Source organism: Azonexus sp. GW821-FHT04F04 (assembly GCF_059420025.1).
This window is the reverse complement of record NZ_JBWKSX010000008.1, coordinates 188,981-212,129: the sequence shown is the minus strand read 5'-3', so window position 1 is coordinate 212,129 and position 23,149 is coordinate 188,981. Positions and strand designations below refer to the sequence as shown.

Genomic DNA, 23,149 nt, shown 5'->3' with positions numbered 1-23,149 from the left:
GCAACTCCTATTTCACCGATCAGACCACCGTGCCTTCATTGTCTTCGGCGCTGCGCCTAGTTATATACTCTGTCATATTTTTGCTTGGGCTTATTGCCATCGGCGTGGCAATGGCGCTGATCGTTCTTGTACTTACCTACCCGAACCTGCCGTCGCTAGAGGTGCTCACCGATTATCGGCCGAAGATTCCATTGCGCGTATACACAGCGGATGGATTCCTGATCGGGGAATACGGCGAAGAGCGTCGCGCCGTGGTGGCCATTGCCGATGTCCCGGCGGTCATGAAGCACGCGATTCTGGCCGCCGAGGATGATCGCTTCTATCAGCACGGCGGCATTGACTACACCGGCGTGGTCCGCGCAATCGGCGCCAATTTGATTGGCGGAGGCAAGCGGCAGGGTGCTTCGACCATTACCCAGCAGGTAGCTCGCAATTTCTTTCTGACCGGCGAAAAAACCTATACACGCAAGCTTTACGAAGCCCTTCTCTCCTTCAAGATAGAAAGCAATCTGTCGAAGGACCAGATTTTCGAGCTGTACATCAATCAGATCTTCCTTGGTCAGCGCGCCTATGGTTTTGCGGCAGCGTCCCAGATTTACTTCGGCAAGCCGCTCAAGGACATTTCGATTGCCGAAGCGGCGATGCTGGCCGGCTTGCCAAAAGCGCCGTCGGCTTACAACCCGATCGTCAATCCCAATCGTGCCAGACTGCGTCAGCATTACGTCCTGCGCCGCATGCGCGAATTGGGACATATCACCGAGACGCAGTACGAAGCGGCCATTAAGGAACCACTGATCGTCAAACGCGAATTGGCCGAATATGCTGTCCATGCCGAATACGTCGCGGAAATGGCCCGACAGATCACCGCCGAACGTTTCCCGGAGGAGGTCTACTCGCGCGGCATGAAGGTTTACACCACGCTCATCAAGGCCGAGCAGGAGGCTGCCTATAACAGCCTGCGCAAGGGGGTTATGGACTATGACCGGCGACATGGCTACCGTGGCGCCGAGTCCTATCTCGACCTGAAAGACATCAAGTCCGACCAGGACGAGGCGATTGATGAGGCGCTTCAGGACATTGCCGATGCCGGCGACCTGATTCCGGGCTTGGTTCTGGCTGCCGACGCCAAATACATCAAGGTCTATCGCAAGGGCGGAGAAATCGTGACACTGACCGGCGACGCGATGAAATTTGCGGCCCGAATGCTCGATGACAAGGCTCCACCCAACAAGCGCCTCAAGCGCAGTGCCATCGTTCGCCTGCAAAAGGACGACAGGGGTGGGTGGCAGATCAGCCAGCTACCGGAGGTTGAATCGGCATTTGTTGCGGTCGACCCGAAAGATGGGGCCATTCGTGCACTGGTTGGCGGCTTTGATTTCAACCGCAACAAGTTCAACCACGTCACCCAGGCCTGGCGGCAACCGGGATCCAGTTTCAAGCCCTTCATCTATTCCGCTTCACTGGAAAAAGGTTATGGCCCCAATAGCGTAATTGCCGACGAACCCATCGTCATCCCGGCCAGCCAGACTGGCGCAGCGGCCTGGGAGCCGCATAACTATGATGGCAAATACGAAGGCCCGATGCGTATGCGCACGGCGCTGGCCAAGTCAAAGAACATGGTTTCGATCCGTATCCTGCAGTCGATCGGCACACACTACGCGCAAGATTACTCAGCGCGTTTTGGTTTCGATGCCGCCAAGCACCCGCCTTACCTGACCATGGCCCTCGGCGCCGGATCGGTCACGCCATGGCAGATGGTGACTGCATATTCAGTCTTTGCCAACGGCGGGTTCCGGATCAACCCCTTTGTCGTCCGCGAAATTCGTGATGGCGGGAATCAGGTCCTAGCCCTGTCGGCGGCGACCGAGGCCGGCAATGAAGAAACCCGTGTCATTGACCCACGCAACGCCTTCATGATGGATGCCATGTTGCGCGATGTCACCATCTACGGCACGGCCGCCAAGGCATCTGCCATACTTAAACGCCATGACCTGGCCGGCAAGACCGGCACGACCAATGAGTATCTGGACGCCTGGTTCTGTGGCTACCAGATGACTGTCAGCGGCTGTGCGTGGATAGGCTTTGACCAGCCGCGAAAACTAGGCGACAAGGAAACGGGTGGCGCCGCGGCACTGCCGATCTGGATTGGCTACATGAGCCGGGCGCTCAAGGATGTGCCGACGCTGCTCCCGCAAGCGCCGGAAGGACTGATAGCCACTGGCGAGGGCCGGGAGCGTAGCTACATCTACGCCGAGAATGCGGCCAATGAGAAAGCGCCAGAGGAGGCGGCACAGGAAACCGCTCCCCTGCCTACCCCGGATCTCAGCGCACCGCCCAGCGACTGATCAGCCTAGCTTGACGGTCTCGCCGGCCTGCTGGCTGGCGAGCATCGACAATTTTTCCATTAGTTCGGCAGCATCACGGGTATCACGCCAGACAGCGCCATCCCAGCGAAAATGGAAGCCGCCCGAGCGGGCTGCAACCCAGATTTCCCGGGCGACTCCATGGCGGTTGACGATGATCTTGCTGCCATCGTCAAACTCGATTTCGAGCACGCCACCAGCCGCCAGCTGGCAGTCGACATCGGCTCCGCTGGCTTCCAGCGCCGCATCGATCCTGGCCAGCGTTGCCTCGGCCAGGGTGTTGAATTCCTTGTCATCCATCGTGTGCTACCATCCCGCTCTTCGCCGACAGCGCCCCGAACATGTCCAGAATCGCCGCCTTGCTGATTATCCTGAGCCTTGCCGCCTGCGGCATGAAAGGCCGGCTTGAAATGCCGCCCGGCCCGGCGTCTGATCCGCTGCTTGGCAACGCCAAGCCAGCCGCCAAGGATGTTAGCACGACCACCAGCCCCAAAGCCCCATGACCCAATTTGCCCTGAAAAACGGCGTACTGCACGCCGAATCCGTTGCCCTGCCTGCTATTGCCGATCAATTCGGTACGCCGGCCTACGTCTACTCCCGCGCTGCGCTGGAAGCCTCGTTGCGCGAATTCCATGACGTTCTTGGCGGCCACCCGACCGGCCAGGGCGCGCTGGTCTGCTACGCCGTCAAGGCCAACTCCAACCTCGCCATCCTCAACGTCTTTGCTCGCCTCGGCGCCGGCTTCGACATCGTTTCCGGCGGCGAACTGCAGCGCGTGCTGGCGGCTGGCGCCGACCCGAAGAAAGTCGTTTTCTCAGGCGTCGGCAAGACGGCCGATGAAATGAAGTTGGCGCTGGACGTTGGCATTTTCTGCTTCAACGTCGAATCCGCTCCCGAACTAGAGCGCCTTAACCAAGTCGCCGGCCAGTGCGGCAAGAAGGCGCCGATCAGCCTGCGTGTCAATCCGAACGTCGATCCGAAGACGCACCCTTACATTTCGACCGGTCTCAAGGGCGCCAAGTTCGGCGTTGCTTACGACAACGCCCTGGATCTGTACCGCCGCGCCGCTGCCCTGCCCAACATCGAAGTTGCCGGCATCGACTGTCATATTGGCTCGCAATTGCTCGATCCGTCTCCGTTTATCGAAGCGCTCGATCGCATTTTAGTGCTCGTAGACCAGTTGACCGCAGAAGGCATCCACATTCACCACCTCGACCTCGGTGGTGGTCTTGGCATCAAGTACAACGCCGAACAGGTCCAGCCGACCGTCGCCGCCTACCTGACGCCGCTGCTCGACAAGCTGGCCGGGCGCGGCCTGCAGGTCGTCCTCGAACCGGGTCGCCGGCTGGTCGGCAATGCCGGCCTGCTGCTCACCCGCATCGAATACCTCAAGCAGGGCGAAGCCAAGAATTTCGCCATCATCGACGCCGCCATGAACGACCTGATGCGGCCGGCGCTCTACGAAGCCTGGCATGACATCCTGCCAGTCGTGCCGCGGACCGGTTCCGCCACCGAGTACGACGTCGTCGGCCCGGTTTGCGAAACCGGCGACTTCCTCGGCCAGGCCCGTCCGCTCGCCGTCGAAGCCGGCGATCTGCTGGCCGTCATGTCGGCGGGCGCCTACGGCATGGCCATGGCCTCGAACTACAACACCCGGCCGCGCGCCGTTGAAGTGATGGTCGACGGTGACCAGATCCACGTCATTCGCCAGCGCGAAACGGTCGAACAGCTTTACGCCGGCGAGTCCACGCTGCCGAAGTGAGCGGCCTGCGCGTCGATAAATGGCTTTGGGCAGCGCGTTTTTTCAAGACGCGCTCCCTGGCCAGCGACGCCGTCAGTGGCGGCAAGGTGAAGGTCAATGGGGCCACCATCAAGCCGGCGCGCGAAATCAAGATTGACGACCGGCTCGACATCGCCAACAGCGAAACGCGCTGGGAAGTGACGGTCAAAGCCCTGTCGGACAAACGCGGCCCGGCGCCGGAAGCCTGGCTGCTCTATGAAGAAACGCCGGAAAGCATCAGCGCCCGCGAAGCGGCGCGCGACAGCCGGCAGTTCGTCCAGGACCCAGCAGCCGACATCCATGGCCGCCCGACCAAGCGCGACCGGCGCCAGATGGACCGTTACGGTCGATAAAACCCGATTGCTACGGTCAACCGGAAAAAACGGCCAAAATCAAAGTACGTAAGCGAGCGCCAGCGGCAGGAAGAGCAGCGCGGCCAGATTGCCGATCAGCACGATCGAGGCGACACGCTGTGGCTCCTGCTTGTAGCGCTCGGCAAACAGGAAGTTGAGCACGGCCGGCGGCAATGCACCGAAAACGAAGAGCATCGCCGCATCCCGGCCCTGCAGACCGAGCAGCTGAATGACCCCGGCCGCGATCAACATGCCGGCCACCGGCCTGAGCACGGCGCTACCGACCGCCACCTTCCATTCGCTGAAAGACACGTCGGTCATGCGTACGCCGAGCGAGAACAGCAGTAGCGGCACTGAAACGTCGCCGAGCATCTTGATGGCGATGATCAGCGGCGCCCACATCGGGATTTTGACGAGTGCCACGGTCAACCCGGCAATTGCGGCAAAAACGACAGGAATTCGCCACAGCGTCAGGATGCGCGTCGTCGGATCAAGCAAACGGGCACCAAACGAAAAATGCAGCGTGTTTTCGACCATGAACAAAATCACCGCCGCCGGCAGCGCCGCTTCGCCCCAGGCCAGCACGGCGAGTGGCAGGCCAATATTGCCGGAGTTGTTGAACAACATCGGCGGCACCAGCGTTTTCGGCTGGATGCCGAACAACCGGGCAAGCGGCCAGGCGAGCAGGCCACAGGTCGCCAGAACGAGAAAACCGCCGAGGGCCAGCGGCGCGTAGGCCGCCAGATCAAAGGACTTGCCGGCCATCGCCGCGAAAACCAGGGCCGGGATGAAAATATCCATGTTCAGCCGGTTGGCCACGGCCATTTCGGGCTTGTGCTTGCGGCCATAAAAATAGCCGGCCGCCACGATCCCGAAGATGGGGAACAGAATCAACAGCAGACGGAAACTCAGGCTTTGCTCGTCCAAACGAAAGGCCTCAAACAGAGATACGCAACAAATGGGATTGTGCGGACACCACCGGCGTCCGCACAGCAGGGATTACCCCTAAACGTCAGAGCACGTAACGCGACAAGTCTTCGTCGGCAGCAACCTCGCCGAGCTTCTCGTTAACGTAGTCGGCATTGACCAGAACCTTGTCGAGACCGACCTTGCCGGCGTCGAACGAGACTTCTTCGAGCAGCTTTTCCATGACGGTATGCAGGCGGCGGGCGCCGATGTTCTCGGTCCGCTCATTCACCTGAAAGGCGATTTCGGCCATACGCCGGATGCCATCATCGGCGAACTCGATCTGCACGCCTTCGGTTTCGAGCAAGGCCTGGTACTGCTTGGTCAGGCAGGCGTCGGTCTGGGTCAGGATGCACTCGAAATCGGCCACCGACAGTGAGTCGAGTTCGACGCGAATCGGGAAGCGGCCCTGCAACTCGGGAATCAGGTCGGACGGCTTGGACAGGTGGAAAGCCCCCGAGGCAATGAACAGGATGTGATCGGTCTTGATCATGCCGTACTTGGTCGACACCGTCGTGCCCTCGACCAGCGGCAGCAGGTCGCGCTGGACGCCCTGACGCGAGACATCGGCGCCCTGCATTTCAGAACGGCTGGCGATCTTGTCCAGCTCGTCGAGGAAGACGATGCCGTTCTGCTCGACGGCCTTCACGGCCTCCAGCTTGACGTCCTCATCATTGACCAGCTTGGCGGCTTCCTCGTCGGTCAGCAGCTTGAGCGCCTCGGGAATCTTTAGTTTCCGCGACTTCTTCTTGCCCCCGCCGACGCTCTGGAACATGCCCTGAATCTGCTGGGTCAGTTCCTCCATGCCGGGCGGCGCGAAAATTTCAGCTTGCATGCCCGGTGCGGCAACCTCGATATCGATTTCCTTGTCGTCGAGCTCGCCTTCGCGCAGCTTCTTGCGAAATTTCTGACGCGTCGTGTTATCGCTTGCGGTCGACTCGGAATTTTCGGCAAAAAAGTTGGGGCCACGCGCCGTCGGCAACAGCACGTCGAGAATGCGTTCCTCGGCCGCATCTTCGGCCCGCGCGCGGTTGGCCTTCATGGCCCGCTCGCGGTGCGACTTGATGGCCATTTCGACCAGATCACGGATGATCGTTTCGACATCGCGACCGACGTAGCCGACCTCGGTGAACTTGGTCGCTTCGATCTTGATGAAGGGTGCGTTGGCCAGACGGGCCAGACGCCGCGCGATTTCGGTCTTGCCGACACCGGTCGGCCCGATCATCAGGATGTTCTTTGGCGTAATCTCCTGACGCAGCGGCTCGGCCACCTGCGACCGGCGCCAGCGGTTACGTAGGGCGATGGCCACAGCCTTCTTGGCGTTTTTCTGACCGACAATGTGCTTGTCGAGCTCGGAAACGATTTCCTGCGGGGTCATGGCCGTCATTCCAGTACCTCGATCGTGAAATTTCGGTTGGTGTAGATGCAAATGTCGCCGGCGATCTCCAGCGACTTGGTGACAATTTCCCGCGGCGCCAACTCGGTATTTTCCAGCAGCGCCCGCGCCGCGCTCTGCGCATACGAGCCGCCGGAACCAATGGCAACGATGCCCTGCTCCGGCTCGAGCACGTCACCGTTGCCGGTGATGATCAGCGAGACCTCACGGTCGGCGACGGAAAGCATGGCTTCCAGTCGGCGCAAGGCGCGGTCGGAACGCCAGTCCTTGGCAAGTTCGACGGCCGAACGCAGCAGATTGCCCTGATGCTTTTCCAGCTTGGCCTCGAAGCGCTCGAACAGCGTGAAGGCGTCGGCCGTGCCGCCGGCAAAGCCGGCCAGGATGCGGCCGTTGTACAGCCGGCGGACCTTTTTTGCGGTGGCCTTGATGACGATGTTGCCGAGCGTCACCTGACCGTCACCGGCCATGGCGACGGAATTGCCCCGGCGCACCGACAGGATCGTCGTGCCGTGATATTGCTCCATGATTTGACCCTTAAGACTTGGGAACGAGAATGCGCGCCTGCTTGTTGAGGCCGACCACGGCCATCAGCTCGGCGACCAGATGATTCGGGCTGCGGATGACGATATCGCGTCCCGCGGCCTTGTACGGCGCGAGACGGTTGACCAGTTGCCCGGCCGAAACGAAATCAAGCCGGCGCACGCCGGAAAAATCGAGAATCGGCTGTTCGGCCCCCTCGATGACGGCCACCAATTCGTCGAAGCGGCAGCCCTTGAGCTCACCGGACAAATAATACGCGTCATCGGCCGGGCGAGCGGTGGCAGCCGACACAGCAGCGGGGGCTGCGACAGCCGCGCGCGGCTCCCACGACGGGGGCGACAGCTCGAAGGTCACCGCATAGTCGACGGCTCGCTCTTCGAATGCATCCTGCGTACCGTGCCGTTGCAGCAACTCCAGCAACAGGCGCCAGGACGGCTCGTGCGCGATATCGCCTGCAACCATCCGGCTATTCAAGCGGTCGATAAAGACGTCAGTACCAATCAGCGTTACCGCCAGCCGGGTCTTTCTAGCCCGGCTCAGCAGATCGGCCAATTGCCCGGCTACCTCGTCATCACAACCGATCAGCTTGGTGCAATCAACCGTGACCTGCGCCTTTTGCTCGACCAGTTTGGCCAACTGGGTCACCGGCAAGGCGCCTTCGGCAGTCAATACGCCTTGCAGGAAAATCTTGTGCGGGCCGACCGCACCATTTGCCTGGTTGGCTGCCGGCGATTGCTGCGACCAGGTGGGCGGCGACATTTCGCAGGCCTCGGCATAATCGGCGCCGAGCTTTTCAAAAGCAGCCCGCTCGCCGGTCGCCTGCAATAGATCGAACAGCAGAAGCCAGAACCGCCGGCCTTCCCGGCCGTGGTAGGAGCGGACAAAAGTCTCGAGCAGCGAGCGCGCGGCGCCATCCTGGCCGTTGGCATAGAGCACGACAACCTGCTCGACGCAGGCTTGCAGCGGGTCGTCGTCATGATTGACGTCGATCCCCATGACGCTCGATTCGGTGAAATCGTCGCTGTCGAAATCGTCAATGCTGAAATCGGAATCGGCGGCCAGTGGTTGCAGGGGTGCCGCGGCGGGTTTGCCTTCAGGCTTGCGGGCAGCGGGTGCGGGTTGGGGCTTGGTTGGCTTGCCGGGAGTGAACTCCAGATCCGGCAGCGGCTCGGGCAGCGACTTGGCTTGATCCTCGGCCGGCGCTACTGGCGTCATGGCCTCCGGCAGCGGCTCCGGTGCGCGCGGACGGGCGGCCGGCCGTTCGGGCATCTTCTTGTCCTGCTTCTTGAAAAAGGAAAAAACCATAACTACTCCGCACGCGGGGAAGTAGTTTTAGCATGCCCTCGCACTTCATGCAACGAGCAAGCCGGCGAGTACGAGCAGAAGCGCCAGGACCGGGCCGAAGGGCTGATCCAGCCCGAGGGCCAGGGCGAAGGCAACGACATAGGCCAGAACGCCGATGGCCAGGGCCCAGCCCAGGCCGGCGCGCCAATCAGCAGCACGCCGGAAGGCCAGCCAGGGCGGGATGAAGACCAAGGCGAAAGCGCCCATGACGCCTAGGCTCATGGTCGCCAGAGCCAGGCTGAGCGCCGCCATCAGATCGAAGCCAACCTGGATCGGCCAGGCCGGCAGGCCGCGCAAGCGAAAGAGATCGGGATAAACACGGGCCAGCAGAAGACGGGACGACAAGGCGCGCAGGGCGAGCAAGGCGACAACGCCGCCGATGGCGACCGGCCAAAGTTCCTGGCTGCCGGCAAAATAGAGTTGTCCGTCGAACAGCGCATGGCCGAGGCGTTCGGCCATCGGCGCGTTGGCGGCCAGCAACACGGCGATGGCCCAGCCGCCGACCAGCAACAGGGCATCACTTGCCCCGCCGGACAGTCGCAGGGCAAACAGGCGCCGGCCAGCACCAGCCAAGGCCGCCATGGACAATCCACCGAGGACCGGCGGCGCGCCGGCAAGCAGGGCCAGCAAGGCCCCGGCCGCAGCAACATGCGAATAGGCCAGCGCAGCCAGCCATTCGTCGCGCACGCGCAGATAGCAACCGAGCACCGGCAACACGATGGCGCAGGCCAAGCCGGTCAGGAAAGGAATCAGGAAAAGTTCAGCCGACATCGTTGCCCCTCAGGCCAATCACCCGATCGCAAACGGCGTCGACGAAGGCGGTGTCGTGGCTGACGACGAGAATGCCGGCCCCGGCCGCGGCCCGGTCGCGCAGGTGTTCGGTCAGGTGGGCGACGCCGGCGACATCGAGGTTGTTGGTCGGCTCGTCGAGCAGCACCAGATCGGCCGGCGCTTGCAGAATGGCCCACAGCGTCAGGTAATGACGCTGGCCACCGGACAGTTTGTCGAGCCGGATGTCGAGACGATCGGCCAGCCAGGCGGGCAGGCCTTCGGGCGAAGCACCGGTCAGGGCGAGAAGTTCGCGGCCGGACAGGGGCATGCCGACAACCGGTGGCACATCCTGCCGCAGCAAGGCCAGACGAAGACCGGGGCGCTGCTCGATGCGCCCGGAAAACACCCTGGCCCGGCCGGACATGGCAGCCAGCAGCGTGCTCTTGCCGACGCCGTTAGGGCCGGTCAGGCCAACGATTTCGCCAGCCGCGATAGTCAAATCGAGCGGCTGTGTCGCCGGCTGCTGCCAGCCGACGACCAACTGCTCAGTGCGGAGAAGACTGCTCACCGCGCTCCTTTCAACAGCCGTTGCACGGTATCGTCGAACAGCCCGAACAAGTCCTTGGCCTCCGGCGTTCCACCCACCGTGTAGGGCAGCAGAACGGCCGGCATGCCGGTCTTTCCTGCCATCCACTGACTTGGCCCTTCCTGCTGGTAAGCGGCGCGCAGGACCATTTTGGCCGGCGTGCTCTGCTGGCGGGCCAGCAGGCTGGTCAGATGACCGCTGGTCGGCTCGATGCCGGGCTTCGGTTCAAGCACGCCGACTTCCTTCATGCCCAACCAGTTAAGCAAATAGACGAAGGAGGCGTGATGAACAAGGACCGGGACGCCCTTGAGCGGAGCGGCCTCGTTCTGCCAACGTGCCATCGCCGTCTGCCATTTGCCGGCAAAGGCCTGGTAGCCCGACCGATAGGCGGCGGCATTCGGCGCATCGAGTTCGGCCATGCGCGCCGTCAGCGCCTCGCCGACTTTCAGCACATTGCGCGGATCGAGGTGGGTGTGCGGATTGCCGGCGGCATGGACGTCGCCGTGGGCGCGATCGAGCGTCACCGGGACTTCAAGACGATTGACGAAGTTGGCCGCCTCGAAATAGCCTGGCTGACCGGTCTGGATGCCTGAATTTCCGGAATCACGGAGGACCAGCGGCAGCCAGCCGATTTCCAGATCGGCCCCGGCGGCGACGACCAGATTGGCCTGCCGAGCCTGCGCCAGCAGCGACGGCTTGGCCTCGATGCGGTGCGGGTCCTGGAAGGCGGTGGTGGCGGTATAGACCTTGACCTTGCTGCCACCGATTTCTTGCGCCAACGCGCCCCACTCCGGGACGGTGGCGAAGACTTTGAGGTCGGCCTGGGCGGTTCCCACGGTCAACCCGAAAAAACAGGCAAAAATGAAATGTTTCATGGTCGGCTCCTAGAACTTGTGGGCGCCGTGGGCGCCCAGGCTCATGACGTACTGCAGGGTCAGCTGGTTGTCGGTGACGCCGAACATCGACTTGTCCTGCGCAATTTGCAGACGGACCCGCGAGAACTCGCTCCAGCTGTAATCGACCATCGCCGACGCCTTCTTCGGGCGGTAGCTGTCGACGACCAGATTGGCCGCGTTGGCACCGAAATCGCGGGTACCGCTGTCGAGTTGCTCGTAACGCAGGCCGGCCCGCCATTGCGGGGTGAACTGGTAGACGCCCTGGGCATACCAGCCGGATTGGTTGGTCTTGTAGCTGCTGTCGACGGGCGTCGCGCAATCAAAGGCTGACGAACAGGTCAAACGGCCCTTCTCCTCGCGCACGAAATACTCGCTCTGGAACTTGAAGTTCTGATGCGCCGAGTTGCCGTTCGGCGCCCATTTCCAGATGAAATCGGCCAGCCAGGTCGTCGAATCACCGTTGAAAGCGCCTTGCGCCATGTTCCCGCTCAGTTGCTCGACAAAATCGGCAGTCCGCTCGCTGGCCCGCGTCTTCAACCACGAAGCCCCGGCCCGCCAGCTATTGGAGACACCGACATCGTCGCCGATGTGCACGTACAGCGCGCCGCCGCCGGTTCCATTGTTGTTGCGATCAGTACCCGGGAAATTGGCGCCGCGACCAATTTCAGAACCCAGTTCGACAAATAGCGAAGTCGGCGCCAGCCATTTCAGTTGTACGCCATCCTGCACATAGCTGGCATCCTCGCCGAACATCGCCTGATACATCAGCGGCGCATCGGCAAAATCCCACATGTGCGGATGTTGCTCGTTGAGGTAACCGATGCTTGAGCGGTAACGCCCGATTTTCAGACCAACCCCGTGACCGATGGCCAGCGACTGGAACCAGGCCTCCTCGATATTGGCCTGGCCGTCGGCCATCGCCACGATGGCCTGGCCGCGCCAGTAGGGATCGATATTGGCGGCCAGCACCAACTCCGTTTCATCGACCGAGAAGCCGCGCGTGTTGAGACCTTCGCCGCCCGGGACAAAACCGGTAATGCCCCGCCCCGGAACGTTCTTGGCGTTGCGGTACTGGCCCTGGAGGATCAGCGAAACCTCGGGATTGAAGGCGTTGGCTGAAGCTGTTGTCTGGCGATTTTCCACCGGAGCAGGCGCCGGCGTCGATTTCTCGGATTTGACCTGCGAGCTGGCCTGGGATTCAGCCTGAACCAGCTTCTGTTCGAGCGCCGCAATGCGTTGCTCGTAGGTTTTTTTCATGTCGTCGATCTGGGCGCGAATGGCTGCCAGATCAGCATCGGATGCGGCTTGCGCGCCGCACGAGGCGGCCAGCAAGGCCGCCATGGCAAAGGATTTTTGCATGGGATTTTCCTGAAATTGCGTAACAAGCGGCCGACTGCGGGAATCCCACGGTCAACCGGAAATAACGGGCAATTTCAGAAAAGCGGCGGCCCTTGCTGGGTCGCGATGGGCGCCGGGAAAGCGTTGCGGCCATGGGCCGAGAACGATTCCGGAACAAGCTGAACGGCCAGCACCGGCGGCAAGGCCGCCAGCGATGGCAAGGCCGCACCGAGGTCATGTGCGGCCAGACAAAGCTGGCAGACATGCGTCGGCAAGCCGTCATCGTTGCTCGCCGCATGCTCGACGGCGTGCGCCCCCGTCGCCAGTTGGGCGAAGAAGAGCACGACAACGAGAAGGAGACGGCGCAACGGAAGCATCTATTCAGTCTATCAGGGCAGCGTTACGTTCAAATGGCGGAGCGGCGCTCAGTCTACCTGCACCAGCAGGCCTTTGAGATACTCGCCTTCGGGAAAGTTCAACGCCACCGGATGATCAGCCGCACCGGCCAGGCGACGAACGATGCGGGCACTGCGTCCGGCATCGAGCGCCGAGTCGGCGATGATTTTCTGGAACATTTCCAGCCCGACGCCACCGGAACACGAATAAGTCATCAACAGACCGCCCGGCTTGAGCAGCCGGCAGCCAAGAATGTTGATGTCCTTGTAGGCCTTGGCCGCCCGCTCGGCATGAGCGGCGGACGGCGCGAACTTGGGCGGATCGAGGACGATCAGGTCGAACAACTGGCCGGCCTTGCGGAAATCGCGGAGCGCCTGAAAAACGTCGGCCTCCTGCCACTGCGCGCGGTCGGCCGGCAACTTCGGGTTGAGCGCCAGATTGGCCTGAGCCTGGGCCAGCGCCGGGCCGGAGGAATCGATGGACAGCACGCTCTTGGCGCCACCCGCCAACGCCTGCAGCGAAAAGCCGCCGGTGTAGCAGAAGCAATTCAGCACGTCCTTGCCAGCCGACAACTGGCCGAGCAAGGCGCGATTCTCGCGCTGATCGAGATAGAAACCGGTCTTGTGGCCACCAGCGATATCAATCGCCAGACGAACCCCGTTTTCGTCAATGGACAACGGCGTCGTCGGCGCCTCGCCATGCAGCCAACCGGTCGTCGGGCCGAGACCTTCGAGACCGCGGACATCGGAATCAGAACGTTCATAAACGCGGGCACAACCGGTCGCCTTGACCAGCCCGGCGACGATGGCGTTGCGCCATTTGTCGGCACCGGCCGAAGTCAGCTGGACAACAACCGTGTCGCCATACTGGTCGGCGATGACACCGGGCAGACCGTCGGATTCGGCATGGATCAGGCGCAGGCCCTGCTGGCCGCGCAGTTCCGGCAGCGATTGGCGGAGCGCCACGGCTGCCGCGATGCGCCGCTTGAAGAAAGCGTCGTCGATGGACTCTTCGGCATCGAAGGTCCAGAAGCGCGCGCGAATCTGCGACTTCGGGCTGTAGGCCGCACGGCCAAGCGGGCGCAGATTGTCGGCCAACACTTCAACCGTATCGCCAGGCCGCGCCCGGCCCTCAAGGCGACCGACCGAACCGGCGAACAACCAGGGGTGATGCTTGAACGCCGAACGTTCCTTGCCCGGAAGCAGAATCAGCTGAGCCATGTTTTTCCCGAAGACAAAAATGAAGAAGCCCCGGTCACCTTGCGGCAACCGGGGCTCGGAATTCTGGTGAAAACTTAAGCGCCCAGAGCCTTACGGTTGCGCTGATGGCACTCGGCGCCGTACATGACCTTGAACATGGTCTTGCTCATGCCTTTGAACAGGCGCTTGGTGGACTTCGAAATACAGCGGCGCTCCAGCGAGGAGCGACGAACACGATTGATGGTAGCGGCCATGAAAACTCCTTGAATCCAGCGAATTTGCGAAACCGCAGAGGATAGCGCCCTGTGGATGAATCGTCAACGAAGCCTTGATTTTTCGCCGATTTTTCCGGTTGACCGTGGGAAACAATCACTATTTCGCTTTGGCCCGCGGGTGGGCCGAATCATAGACCTTGGCCAGATGTTGGAAGTCAAGATGGGTATAGACCTGCGTCGAAGCGATGCTGGCGTGGCCGAGCATTTCCTGCACGGCGCGCAGGTCGCCCGACGACTGCAGGACGTGCGAGGCGAAGGAGTGGCGCAGCATGTGCGGATGGACGTGGGCCGGCAAGCCCAGCAGCACGGCCCGTCTAGCCAGCCGCGACTCGACCAGACGCGGACTGATACGCCCGCCGCGCTGGCCGACGAACAGCGCCTTTTCTCCCGGCTTGGCCAATTGCTCGCGCAACACGGCCCACGCGGCCAGCGCCTCGCGCGCCTTGCTACCGACCGGCACCAGACGCAACTTGCTGCGCTTGCCGAGGACGCGGATCTCACCTTCGTGGGCCACGCTGTCGAGCACCTCGCAATCGAGCGAAACCAGCTCGGCCAAACGCAGGCCGGAGGAGTAGAAGAGCTCGAACATGGCCAGATCACGGGCACCCTGCACCGGATCGTCGTCCTCGAACGGCGCCAGCAGGCGGGCGGTTTCGTCGACGGACAGCGCCTTCGGCAACATTCGCGGCGATTTCGGCGGCCGAATGCCGTCGCAGGGATTGGCTTTAATCAGGCCACGCTCACCGAGCCAGCCAAAAAATCCACGCCAGGCCGACAACGTCCGCGCCAGCGAACGGCCACCCAGCCCCTGGCCATGGAGCTGGGCGACAAAGCGGCGGATGTGATGAACAAGCAGGCTGGCCAGCGGGGTTTCTTCCGTCGCCGCCAGCAGCTTTCTCAGATCGCGTCGATAGTTTGAAATGGTGTGCGGCGACAACCGGCGCTGATCCGAAAGTTCGGCCAGCCAGGCGTCGACCGCAGCAGCCGGTGTCACAGCACGCTCTTGGTCACTCTGGCCAGCGCAGCGGAAACCATTTCGCCGAGGCGTTCGAGGTAGAGCGTTCCCATATCGGCGTAGAAGCGTTGCGCTTCCTCGCTGCCCAGCGCGATCATGCCGATGGTGCCACCACCGTTGCGCAGGGCGATCAACGCCTGCGAACGAATGTGGGAAGCCGCCTCGCCAAACCACGAGGTCGTGCCGAAACCGGCGGTCGACCCGCAATACGGCCGAGCCAGCGTTTCGGCAAAAACCTGCAACTCCTCGCTGACGGCGGCAAATTCCGGCAAATCCTCGATCCCTTCCGGCTTGTCCCACAGGCGCAGGGCTACATGCGGCACAGCGAAGTCATCGCGAAGATGGAAGTTGAGCAGATGGATCACAGCCTGGAAGGTCTCGGCGGCAATCAGCGCCACGGACAGGCGATGCACCTTCTCGCTGATCTGGTCATTCTCCTCGCCGAACGCAATCAACTCGGCGAGCTTGCTCTCGGTCGCCCGGTTCTTGTCGCGCAGGGTCAGCATCTGGCGCTCGGCCAGCGAGACGGTGCGGCCGCCATGCGGATGCGGGACGAAAATCTGGGCCATCAGGTCGGCGTACTGCTCGAAAAAGCCCGGATTGTTTTTCAGGTAGTCCGCGATTTCGTCGGGGAACATGGCGCTCATAATTCAATTTCTCCAGTGAATACCGTTACGGCCGGACCGGTCATCAAGACCGGCCGCTCGCCGCCGCCCCAGGCAATGTTCAGATCGCCGCCGCGCGTCGTGACGCGGACCGGCGAATCGAGCAGGCCGCGGCGAATGCCGGCGACCACCGCCGCACAAGCGCCGGTGCCGCAAGCCATCGTTTCGCCAGCGCCGCGCTCATAAACGCGCAGTTTGATGGCGTGGCGGTCGACAATCTGCATGAATCCCGCGTTGACCCGCTGCGGGAAGCGGGGGTGTTTTTCGATCAATGGCCCGTGCTCGCCGACCGGCGCTGAATCGACGCTATCGACGACCTGCACGGCATGCGGATTACCCATCGAGACCACGCTGGTTTCGAGTGTTTCGTCGGCCACGTCGAGCATGTGCACAATCACGTCATCGTCAGCGAGGAACGGAATTTCAGCTGGCAAAAAGCGCGGCACACCCATGTCGACCGTGACATTGCCATCGCCTTCGAGGCGCGGCGTAATCAGGCCTTTCATCGTTTCAACCCGAATCTCGCGCTTGTCGGTCAGGCCTTGATCGTGCACAAAACGCACGAAGCAGCGCGCGCCGTTGCCGCACTGCTCAACCTCACCGCCGTCGGCATTGAAGATGCGGTAGCGGAAATCGACGCCCGGTTGGGTCGCCTTTTCAACCAGCAAAATCTGGTCGCAGCCCACACCGAAATGGCGGTCGGCCAGATAGCACAGCTGCTCCGGCGTCAGCGCCAGCGACTGACGAATGCCGTCAAGGACAACGAAATCGTTGCCCAGACCATGCATTTTTGAGAATTTGAGTTTCACGTACTGCCTCACCGAATGATTTTAAAAAGCATAGCAGAGACAGAGAGTTGCCTCAAAACCTTAAAGTTTCTTCTCCATCACAAAATCGTCCATGACATAGCCGTGGCCGATGTCGTCGACAATCGCCTCACGCACGACGAAACCGTATTTCATGTACGAATTGATCGCCTTGTCGTTGCGCTTGTTGACCGCCAGAATCACACAGGGATAGCCCTCTTTTTTTGCCCGCGCGGCAACATGGGCGATCAACTGCCCGCCAACGCCCTGACGCTGCACGTCGGGGTGGATATAGAGCTTGTCGAGCTTGAACTCACCCTTGTAAATTTCGCTGAAGGCGAAGCCGACGCGGCGATCACCGAGAAAAGCCTGGTCGAGCCATTTGTGCAAGTCCTCGAGATCATCGTACAGACGCTCATGGCCGTAGCGTTGCTCGAGCATGAAATCGATCTGTTCCTGGGTGATGATTCCGGGGTAGGTGGCCTGCCAGATTTCGCGGGCCAGGGCCGAGATCGCCGGCACATCGGGCGGCGTCACGGGACGGATTTCAACGTTCAGGCTGTTCATTTGTAAAACCTCTGCTCTCCGGGTGGCCGGGTTTTGAAGCGCTTGTGCAACCAGAAATACTGCTCCGGCATGCGCAGCACCTGGCTTTCAATAAATTTGTTCATGAATTCGGTATCGGCCTCGACGCTCTCGCCAGGAAAATTCTCCCACGGCGGCATCACCTCAATTTCGTAGCCATCCGGCACCTGCCGGCAGATGACCGGCACGACGCGCGCATTGGTCAGGCGAACCAGCCGCGACAACGCGGGAATGGTCGCCGCCTGAACACCGAAGAAAGGCACGAAAATCGACTCCTTGGGCCCAAAATCCATGTCCGGCAGGTAATAAAACGGGTGTCCATCCTTCATCGCCCTGACGATCTTGCGCATGCCATCCTGACGCGAGAGGAGTATCGCCTCGTTGAAACGCATCCGGCCATCATAAAGCAACTTGTTGAGGACCGGATTCTTCTGGTTCGAGAAGACACTGCATCCGGTCACGTGCATCGAGATCACCGTCCCGCCCGCATCCAGCCCGACGAAATGCGGCGAAAGCATGACCACCGGCCTGCCCTCGGGATCAGTCAGATGCTCGACCCCGTGAATGCGAATGATGCGCTCCAGCCGCTCCCGCGACGCCCACCATCCTAACGTGCGGTCGAGCACGGCCTGGGCGAAGGCGACAAAATGGGCGCGCGCCAGCGCTTCCCGCTCAGCTTCGCTTTTCTCGGGAAAGCACAGGCGCAGGTTGGTCAGTGCGACTTTGCGCCGGCTACGACCCAACGCGTAGAGCAGACGCCCCAGCCCGCGCCCCAGCCAACGCAGCACGGAAAGCGGCAACCAGTGCAGCAACCAGAGAAAACCGACCAGAACATGAGTAAGAAATATCTTCAAGGAATTCACTCCGCCGGTGGCGCGTCGGCACCGGCCGGTCGTTTGTACCGGTTGTAGCCCCACAGATATTGGCTTGGACACTGGCGGATCAGCGTCTCAATTTCGAAATTGATCTGCTGCGCCCGGTCGACCGTGGAACCCGCCAGCGGATTCGTAGTTGGCTGAAAATGCACGCGGTAACCGCGCCCGCCGGGCAGGCGCTCGCCCCAGGTCAGTAGCGACGCTGCTCCGGTTTCGGTGAGCCGAGCTGCCAGCGTCATCGTGTAGGCGTATCGACCAAAAAATTTGAGCCAGGCACCCTCACCGGTCTTCGGCGCCTGATCGGGTAGCATGCCGACCATTTCGCCCCTCTTCAACGCCTTGATCAAGGCGCGCACGCCAGAGAGATCGGCTGGCGCCAGATGCAAATGGGCCCGTTTGCGGCCGGTCAGGATCAGTTCCTGGGCTACCGCTGATTTTGGTGCGCGGTAAAGCACCGTAATGTCACCGAACGACGAAAGATACTGCGCGGTGATCTCGAAACAGCCGAGGTGCGGGGTCAGAAAGACGATGCCCTTGCCGGCCTGTTGCGCCGCCTCGACATGCTCCCAGCCAACCACTTCGGCCACCAGCGGAATCGCTTCCTCGAGCGGGCGCATCCAGATGCGGGCCAGTTCCAGCATCTGCTTGCCCGTTTCGGCCGCCACCTTGCCACGCAATGACGGCGGGAGACCTGCCTGCGCAATGTTTTCGCGGAGATGACGACGATAGGTCGGCGACAACCAGTAAGTCAGGCGTCCGAGCCAGCCTCCCAGCAGGTGCAGGACGCTCAGGGGCAGGCGGGAGAGGATGCGAAAGATAAAAACCATGAAGCCCCGGGGGTTGAATCCCCCTCAGAAAAGTTTAATATTATCCGTTCGCCGAGTTAAACAGACAACTTGCGGGGCGACTAATAAATACTGCTAAAGCGTCACCGCTCGTGGTCCGAAGCAGGTAGCGCCGGATAAAAGGACCACTGGAGCATCTCATGAGCGAATATTTCTTCACTTCCGAATCCGTCGGCGAAGGCCACCCGGACAAGGTTGCCGACCAGATTTCCGACGCCATCCTCGACGCCATCCTGGCACAGGACAAGCATTCCCGCGTTGCCGCCGAAACCCTGTGCAACACCGGCCTGGTCGTCTTGGCTGGTGAAATCACCACCAACGCCAACGTCGATTACATTCAGGTCGCCCGCGAGACGATCAAGCGCATCGGCTATGACAACACCGAATACGGCATCGACTACAAGGGTTGTGCCGTGCTCGTCGCCTACGACAAGCAGAGCCCGGACATCGCCCAGGGCGTGGACAAGGCCTACGACGACAACCTCAATCAGGGTGCCGGCGACCAGGGCCTGATGTTCGGCTACGCCTGCGACGAAACCCCCTCGCTGATGCCGCTGCCGATCTACCTGTCGCACCGCCTCGTCGAGCGTCAGGCCATGCTGCGCAAGGACGGCCGCCTGCCTTGGGCGCGCCCGGATGCCAAGTCGCAGGTCACCATCAAGTACGTCGATGGCAAACCGGATTCGATCGATACCATCGTCCTGTCCACCCAGCATTCACCGGATATCAGCCTCGAAGATCTGCGCGAAGCGACCATCGAACAGATCATCAAGCCAGTGCTGCCGAAGGAACTGATCAAGGGCAACATCAAGTTCCTGGTTAACCCGACCGGCCGTTTCGTTGTCGGCGGCCCGCAAGGTGACTGTGGTCTGACCGGCCGCAAGATCATTGTTGACACCTACGGCGGTGCTGCTCCGCACGGTGGAGGCGCCTTCTCCGGCAAGGATCCGTCCAAGGTTGACCGTTCTGCTGCCTACGCCGGCCGCTACGTCGCCAAGAACATCGTTGCCGCCGGCCTTGCCTCACGCTGCCTGGTCCAGGTTTCCTACGCCATTGGCGTTGCCGAGCCGACTTCGGTCATGGTCGACACTTTCGGCACCGGCAAGGTCAGCAATGAAACGCTCACCGCGTTGATCAAAAAGCACTTCGATCTGCGCCCGAAGGGCATCGTCAATATGCTCGACCTGCTCCGTCCGATTTACCAGAAGACTGCTGCCTATGGCCACTTCGGTCGCGATGAGCCGGAGTTCACTTGGGAAGCGACCGACCGCGCCAATTTGCTCAAATCGGACGCCGGCCTGTAAAACAGGAGCATTGGGAAGTTTTGCGAGAAGGGAGCCTAAACGGCTCCCTTTTTCGTTAAAATCGCCAAATATGCTGAAAAAAATTCCCATTGAACAGCTAACGCTGGGCATGCATCTGCAGGCCTTCTGCGGCGCCTGGCTGGAACACCCGTTCTGGCGAACGAAATTCGTCCTCAGCGACCCGAATGACCTCACGCTGATTCGTGAAAGCACGATCACCGAAGTCTGGATCGACGTTTCCAAAGGGCTGGATATCGACGTCGCCGGCACGGATCAGGTCGTGGCGGTTGAAGAGATTCCCGAGCCTCCGCCCGTCGTTCAGGAAAAGGCATCGTTCAACGACGAGGTCAAACGCGCCGCCAAAATCTGCGCCAAGGGCAAGGAAGCGGTTGTTTCGATGTTCCAGGAAGCGCGCATGGGCAAAGCCATCGAGGCCGAAGCCGCCGCGCCGCTGGTCGAGGAAATTTCCAATTCCGTGATGCGCAATCCGGGTGCGCTGATCAGCCTGGCCCGCCTGAAAATTGCCGACGATTACACCTACATGCATTCGGTGGCTGTCTGCGCCCTGATGATCGCGCTGTCCCGGAAACTGGGACTGGACGAGCAGCAAACCCGCGATGCCGGCATGGCGGGGCTGTTGCACGACTTGGGCAAGGCGATGATTCCGCTGGAAATCTTGAACAAGCCAGGCAAGCTGACCGAGGAAGAGTTCGCCCTCGTCAAGACGCATCCGGAAGAAGGCCACAAGTTGTTGCTGGCAGGCAAAGGCATTACCGATATCGTCAAGGATGTCTGCCTGCACCATCACGAAAAGATCGACGGCAGCGGCTACCCGAAGGGTCTCAACGGCGAAACGATGAGCCTGTTTGCCAAGATGGGTGCCGTTTGCGACGTGTACGATGCAATTACCTCGAATCGCCCCTACAAGGCCGGTTGGGATCCAGCCGAATCGATCAAGCGGATGGCTGAATGGAAGGGGCATTTTGACCCGACCGTTTTTCAGGCTTTTGTCAAAAGCCTGGGGATCTACCCGGTTGGCTCGCTGGTCAGACTGGAATCGGGGAAATTGGGCGTCGTCGTCGAGCAAGGCGAACAGTCGCTGCTCAAACCCAAGGTCCGGGTCTTTTTCTCAATCAAGTCGCAGGCCTACATCAAGCCTGAGCTGATCGACATCGCCCGCAGCCCGGAGAAAATCGCCGGCCGCGAAGATGCAGCGAAGTGGGGCATCAAGGACATCGATCGCTACTGGGCCGGCGACAAAACCTGAAAACGGCTTTATAATCCGTCCCCTACCGAGGAGCGCTGCAGGAGATCACCCCCAGGCTCGGTTTGAAACCGCGCTCACTGTTCAACCCTGCCGGGCGCAGGGGGTTCGGTGAGACACCGCCTCCTCCCCGTCACAGTTTATTAGGAGCTTACTGTGGCTGACTCATTTACCAACACTCAAGACTACGTCATCGCTGACATCAACCTTGCCGACTGGGGTCGCAAGGAAATCAACATCGCCGAAACCGAAATGCCGGGCCTGATGGCCATTCGCGAGGAATTCGCGAAGACCCAGCCGCTCAAGGGCGCGCGTATCACCGGTTCGCTGCACATGACCATCCAGACCGCGGTGCTGATCGAAACACTGACCGCGCTCGGCGCCGAAGTCCGCTGGGCCTCCTGCAACATCTTCTCGACCCAGGATCACGCCGCCGCTGCCATCGCCGCCGACGGCATCCCCGTTTTCGCCGTCAAGGGCGAAACCCTGGTGGACTACTGGGATTACACCCACCGCATTTTCGAATGGACCGACGGTGGTTACTCGAACATGATCCTTGACGACGGCGGCGACGCGACGCTGCTGTTGCACCTCGGCGCCCGTGCCGAGAAGGACATTTCCCTGCTGGCCAAGCCGGGCTCCGAAGAAGAAACCATCCTCTTCGCCGCCATCAAGGCGAAGCTGGCTGTCGATCCGACCTGGTATTCGGTGCGCCTGGCTGCCGTCAAGGGCGTTACCGAGGAAACCACGACCGGCGTCCATCGCCTGTACCAGATGCATCAGCGCGGCGAACTCAAGTTCCCGGGCATCAACGTCAATGACTCGGTGACCAAGTCCAAGTTCGACAACCTCTACGGCTGCCGTGAATCGCTGGTCGACGGCATCAAGCGCGCCACCGACGTCATGATCGCCGGCAAGATCGCCGTCATCGCCGGTTACGGCGACGTGGGCAAGGGTTCCGCCCAGGCCATGCGCGCCCTCTCGGCGCAAGTCTGGGTTACCGAAATCGACCCGATCTGCGCCCTGCAGGCCGCCATGGAAGGCTACCGCGTCGTCACCATGGAATACGCCGCCGACAAGGCCGACATTTTCGTCACGACGACCGGCAACTTCCACGTCATCACCCATGACCACATGGCCGCGATGAAGAACAACGCCATCGTCTGCAACATCGGCCACTTCGACAACGAAATCGATGTCGCGTCGATCGAGAAATACCAGTGGGAAGAGATCAAGCCGCAAGTCGATCACGTCATCTTCCCGGACGGCAAGCGCATCATCCTGCTCGCCAAGGGCCGCCTGGTGAACCTCGGCTGCGGCACGGGCCATCCGTCCTACGTCATGTCCTCGTCCTTCGCCAACCAGACGATCGCCCAGATCGAGCTGTGGACCGAAGCGGTCAAAGGTTCCAACAAGTACCCGGTCGGCGTCTACACCCTGCCCAAGCACCTCGATGAAAAAGTTGCCCGCCTGCAGTTGAAGACGCTGAATGCCCAGCTGTCCGAGCTGACCGACGAGCAGGCTGCCTACATCAGCGTGCCGAAGGAAGGCCCGTACAAGGCTGACCACTACCGCTACTAAGAAGCC

25 protein-coding genes and 1 riboswitch are annotated in these 23,149 nt (G+C 61.3%); of the genes, 7 read left to right on the top strand and 18 right to left on the bottom strand.

Annotation, left to right across the window (positions count from 1 at the left end):
* Positions 1–110 precede the first annotated feature (110 nt).
* On the top strand, positions 111–2,345 hold the full coding sequence (locus AC07TV_RS16325) for a penicillin-binding protein 1A (protein WP_494649421.1): 2,235 nt from the start codon (positions 111–113) through the stop codon (positions 2,343–2,345).
* Here the strand turns inward: AC07TV_RS16325 and cyaY are convergent, their stop codons facing one another.
* Complete coding sequence (gene cyaY, locus AC07TV_RS16320; RefSeq protein ID WP_494649420.1) at positions 2,346–2,663, bottom strand: iron donor protein CyaY; 318 nt, start codon at positions 2,661–2,663, stop codon at positions 2,346–2,348. It lies immediately after the preceding gene.
* A 41-nt stretch (positions 2,664–2,704) separates the two neighbouring features.
* On the opposite strand from cyaY, the gene lptM reads away from it, so the two are divergent.
* From lptM to AC07TV_RS16305, 3 genes are read left to right on the top strand one after another with little or no spacing between them, the layout of a single operon-like run.
* On the top strand, positions 2,705–2,866 hold the full coding sequence (lptM, locus tag AC07TV_RS16315) for an LPS translocon maturation chaperone LptM (RefSeq protein ID WP_494649419.1): 162 nt from the start codon (positions 2,705–2,707) through the stop codon (positions 2,864–2,866).
* The gene (gene lysA / locus AC07TV_RS16310) at positions 2,863–4,125 is read left to right on the top strand and encodes a diaminopimelate decarboxylase (protein ID WP_494649418.1); all 1,263 of its coding nucleotides are present in this window, start codon (positions 2,863–2,865) and stop codon (positions 4,123–4,125) included. The genes lptM and lysA overlap by 4 nt, the downstream gene beginning before the upstream one ends.
* A gap of 5 nt (positions 4,126–4,130) precedes the next feature.
* Complete coding sequence (locus AC07TV_RS16305; RefSeq protein ID WP_494649439.1) at positions 4,131–4,496, top strand: RNA-binding S4 domain-containing protein; 366 nt, start codon at positions 4,131–4,133, stop codon at positions 4,494–4,496.
* A 39-nt stretch (positions 4,497–4,535) separates the two neighbouring features.
* On the opposite strand, the gene AC07TV_RS16300 is transcribed toward AC07TV_RS16305, so the two are convergent.
* The 17 genes from AC07TV_RS16300 to AC07TV_RS16220 form a co-directional block, all read right to left on the bottom strand.
* Entirely contained in the window at positions 4,536–5,423 is an 888-nt protein-coding gene (locus tag AC07TV_RS16300; RefSeq protein WP_494649417.1) for an AEC family transporter, read from the bottom strand.
* 85 nt (positions 5,424–5,508) lie between these two features.
* Complete coding sequence (gene hslU / locus AC07TV_RS16295; protein ID WP_494649416.1) at positions 5,509–6,849, bottom strand: ATP-dependent protease ATPase subunit HslU; 1,341 nt, start codon at positions 6,847–6,849, stop codon at positions 5,509–5,511.
* The gene (gene hslV / locus AC07TV_RS16290; protein ID WP_494649415.1) at positions 6,846–7,382 is read right to left on the bottom strand and encodes an ATP-dependent protease subunit HslV; all 537 of its coding nucleotides are present in this window, start codon (positions 7,380–7,382) and stop codon (positions 6,846–6,848) included. Before hslV ends, hslU begins: the two co-directional genes overlap by 4 nt.
* 10 nt (positions 7,383–7,392) lie before the next feature.
* Complete coding sequence (locus AC07TV_RS16285) at positions 7,393–8,703, bottom strand: STAS domain-containing protein (protein WP_494649414.1); 1,311 nt, start codon at positions 8,701–8,703, stop codon at positions 7,393–7,395.
* A gap of 45 nt (positions 8,704–8,748) precedes the next feature.
* The gene (locus AC07TV_RS16280; RefSeq protein ID WP_494649413.1) at positions 8,749–9,513 is read right to left on the bottom strand and encodes a metal ABC transporter permease; all 765 of its coding nucleotides are present in this window, start codon (positions 9,511–9,513) and stop codon (positions 8,749–8,751) included.
* Positions 9,503–10,081 (bottom strand): ATP-binding cassette domain-containing protein, encoded by a 579-nt coding sequence (locus AC07TV_RS16275; protein ID WP_494649412.1) that lies wholly within the window; start codon positions 10,079–10,081, stop codon positions 9,503–9,505. The genes AC07TV_RS16280 and AC07TV_RS16275 overlap by 11 nt, the downstream gene beginning before the upstream one ends.
* Positions 10,078–10,974 (bottom strand): metal ABC transporter substrate-binding protein, encoded by an 897-nt coding sequence (locus tag AC07TV_RS16270; RefSeq protein WP_494649411.1) that lies wholly within the window; start codon positions 10,972–10,974, stop codon positions 10,078–10,080. The genes AC07TV_RS16275 and AC07TV_RS16270 overlap by 4 nt, the downstream gene beginning before the upstream one ends.
* Positions 10,975–10,983: 9 nt before the next feature.
* On the bottom strand, positions 10,984–12,354 hold the full coding sequence (locus AC07TV_RS16265; RefSeq protein WP_494649410.1) for a TonB-dependent receptor: 1,371 nt from the start codon (positions 12,352–12,354) through the stop codon (positions 10,984–10,986).
* A 74-nt stretch (positions 12,355–12,428) separates the two neighbouring features.
* Entirely contained in the window at positions 12,429–12,701 is a 273-nt protein-coding gene (locus AC07TV_RS16260; protein ID WP_494649409.1) for a hypothetical protein, read from the bottom strand.
* Between the two features lie 57 nt (positions 12,702–12,758).
* Positions 12,759–13,949, bottom strand: a complete 1,191-nt coding sequence (locus AC07TV_RS16255; protein ID WP_494649408.1) for a class I SAM-dependent rRNA methyltransferase — start codon at positions 13,947–13,949, stop codon at positions 12,759–12,761.
* 74 nt (positions 13,950–14,023) lie between these two features.
* Positions 14,024–14,182, bottom strand: coding sequence for a hypothetical protein (locus tag AC07TV_RS16250; protein ID WP_226403399.1), 159 nt, complete (start codon positions 14,180–14,182; stop codon positions 14,024–14,026).
* Positions 14,183–14,300: 118 nt separating this feature from the next.
* Complete coding sequence (gene xerC, locus AC07TV_RS16245; protein WP_494649407.1) at positions 14,301–15,197, bottom strand: tyrosine recombinase XerC; 897 nt, start codon at positions 15,195–15,197, stop codon at positions 14,301–14,303.
* Positions 15,194–15,865: a DUF484 family protein gene (locus tag AC07TV_RS16240; protein WP_494649406.1), complete on the bottom strand. Its 672-nt coding sequence runs from the start codon at positions 15,863–15,865 to the stop codon at positions 15,194–15,196. Before AC07TV_RS16240 ends, xerC begins: the two co-directional genes overlap by 4 nt.
* Positions 15,862–16,692, bottom strand: a complete 831-nt coding sequence (gene dapF / locus AC07TV_RS16235; protein WP_494649405.1) for a diaminopimelate epimerase — start codon at positions 16,690–16,692, stop codon at positions 15,862–15,864. The genes AC07TV_RS16240 and dapF overlap by 4 nt, the downstream gene beginning before the upstream one ends.
* Positions 16,693–16,752: 60 nt before the next feature.
* Complete coding sequence (locus AC07TV_RS16230) at positions 16,753–17,256, bottom strand: GNAT family N-acetyltransferase (protein WP_226496876.1); 504 nt, start codon at positions 17,254–17,256, stop codon at positions 16,753–16,755.
* Positions 17,253–18,128, bottom strand: coding sequence for a lysophospholipid acyltransferase family protein (locus AC07TV_RS16225; RefSeq protein ID WP_494649404.1), 876 nt, complete (start codon positions 18,126–18,128; stop codon positions 17,253–17,255). Before AC07TV_RS16225 ends, AC07TV_RS16230 begins: the two co-directional genes overlap by 4 nt.
* 5 nt (positions 18,129–18,133) lie before the next feature.
* Positions 18,134–18,976 carry a lysophospholipid acyltransferase family protein gene (locus AC07TV_RS16220; protein ID WP_494649403.1) on the bottom strand — a complete coding sequence of 281 codons (843 nt, stop codon included), beginning with the start codon at positions 18,974–18,976 and terminating at the stop codon, positions 18,134–18,136.
* 158 nt (positions 18,977–19,134) lie between these two features.
* Here AC07TV_RS16220 and metK point away from each other — a divergent pair, with 158 nt between their 5' ends.
* From metK to ahcY, 3 genes are all read left to right on the top strand, one after another.
* A complete protein-coding gene (gene metK, locus AC07TV_RS16215) occupies positions 19,135–20,298 on the top strand; it encodes a methionine adenosyltransferase (RefSeq protein WP_226496873.1) in 1,164 nt (387 codons plus the stop codon).
* Between the two features lie 70 nt (positions 20,299–20,368).
* Positions 20,369–21,565, top strand: coding sequence for a cyclic di-GMP phosphodiesterase (locus AC07TV_RS16210; protein ID WP_494649402.1), 1,197 nt, complete (start codon positions 20,369–20,371; stop codon positions 21,563–21,565).
* Between the two features lie 21 nt (positions 21,566–21,586).
* A riboswitch (S-adenosyl-L-homocysteine riboswitch) is annotated at positions 21,587–21,648 on the top strand.
* Between the two features lie 70 nt (positions 21,649–21,718).
* Positions 21,719–23,143, top strand: coding sequence for an adenosylhomocysteinase (gene ahcY / locus AC07TV_RS16205; RefSeq protein WP_494649401.1), 1,425 nt, complete (start codon positions 21,719–21,721; stop codon positions 23,141–23,143).
* Positions 23,144–23,149: the final 6 nt, after the last annotated feature.

Excerpts from the sequence above, each read along its gene's own strand:
- AC07TV_RS16325 (WP_494649421.1), top strand. The coding sequence starts at position 111 with ATGGCGCTGATCGTTCTTGTACTTACCTACCCGAACCTGCCGTCGCTA.
- cyaY (WP_494649420.1), bottom strand. The coding sequence starts at position 2,663 with ATGGATGACAAGGAATTCAACACCCTGGCCGAGGCAACGCTGGCCAGG.
- lptM (WP_494649419.1), top strand. The coding sequence starts at position 2,705 with ATGTCCAGAATCGCCGCCTTGCTGATTATCCTGAGCCTTGCCGCCTGC.
- lysA (WP_494649418.1), top strand. The coding sequence starts at position 2,863 with ATGACCCAATTTGCCCTGAAAAACGGCGTACTGCACGCCGAATCCGTT.
- hslU (WP_494649416.1), bottom strand. The coding sequence starts at position 6,849 with ATGACGGCCATGACCCCGCAGGAAATCGTTTCCGAGCTCGACAAGCAC.
- hslV (WP_494649415.1), bottom strand. The coding sequence starts at position 7,382 with ATGGAGCAATATCACGGCACGACGATCCTGTCGGTGCGCCGGGGCAAT.
- AC07TV_RS16285 (WP_494649414.1), bottom strand. The coding sequence starts at position 8,703 with ATGGTTTTTTCCTTTTTCAAGAAGCAGGACAAGAAGATGCCCGAACGG.
- AC07TV_RS16280 (WP_494649413.1), bottom strand. The coding sequence starts at position 9,513 with ATGTCGGCTGAACTTTTCCTGATTCCTTTCCTGACCGGCTTGGCCTGC.
- AC07TV_RS16270 (WP_494649411.1), bottom strand. The coding sequence starts at position 10,974 with ATGAAACATTTCATTTTTGCCTGTTTTTTCGGGTTGACCGTGGGAACC.
- AC07TV_RS16265 (WP_494649410.1), bottom strand. The coding sequence starts at position 12,354 with ATGCAAAAATCCTTTGCCATGGCGGCCTTGCTGGCCGCCTCGTGCGGC.
- AC07TV_RS16255 (WP_494649408.1), bottom strand. The coding sequence starts at position 13,949 with ATGGCTCAGCTGATTCTGCTTCCGGGCAAGGAACGTTCGGCGTTCAAG.
- AC07TV_RS16250 (WP_226403399.1), bottom strand. The coding sequence starts at position 14,182 with ATGGCCGCTACCATCAATCGTGTTCGTCGCTCCTCGCTGGAGCGCCGC.
- AC07TV_RS16240 (WP_494649406.1), bottom strand. The coding sequence starts at position 15,865 with ATGAGCGCCATGTTCCCCGACGAAATCGCGGACTACCTGAAAAACAAT.
- AC07TV_RS16230 (WP_226496876.1), bottom strand. The coding sequence starts at position 17,256 with ATGAACAGCCTGAACGTTGAAATCCGTCCCGTGACGCCGCCCGATGTG.
- AC07TV_RS16220 (WP_494649403.1), bottom strand. The coding sequence starts at position 18,976 with ATGGTTTTTATCTTTCGCATCCTCTCCCGCCTGCCCCTGAGCGTCCTG.
- metK (WP_226496873.1), top strand. The coding sequence starts at position 19,135 with ATGAGCGAATATTTCTTCACTTCCGAATCCGTCGGCGAAGGCCACCCG.
- AC07TV_RS16210 (WP_494649402.1), top strand. The coding sequence starts at position 20,369 with ATGCTGAAAAAAATTCCCATTGAACAGCTAACGCTGGGCATGCATCTG.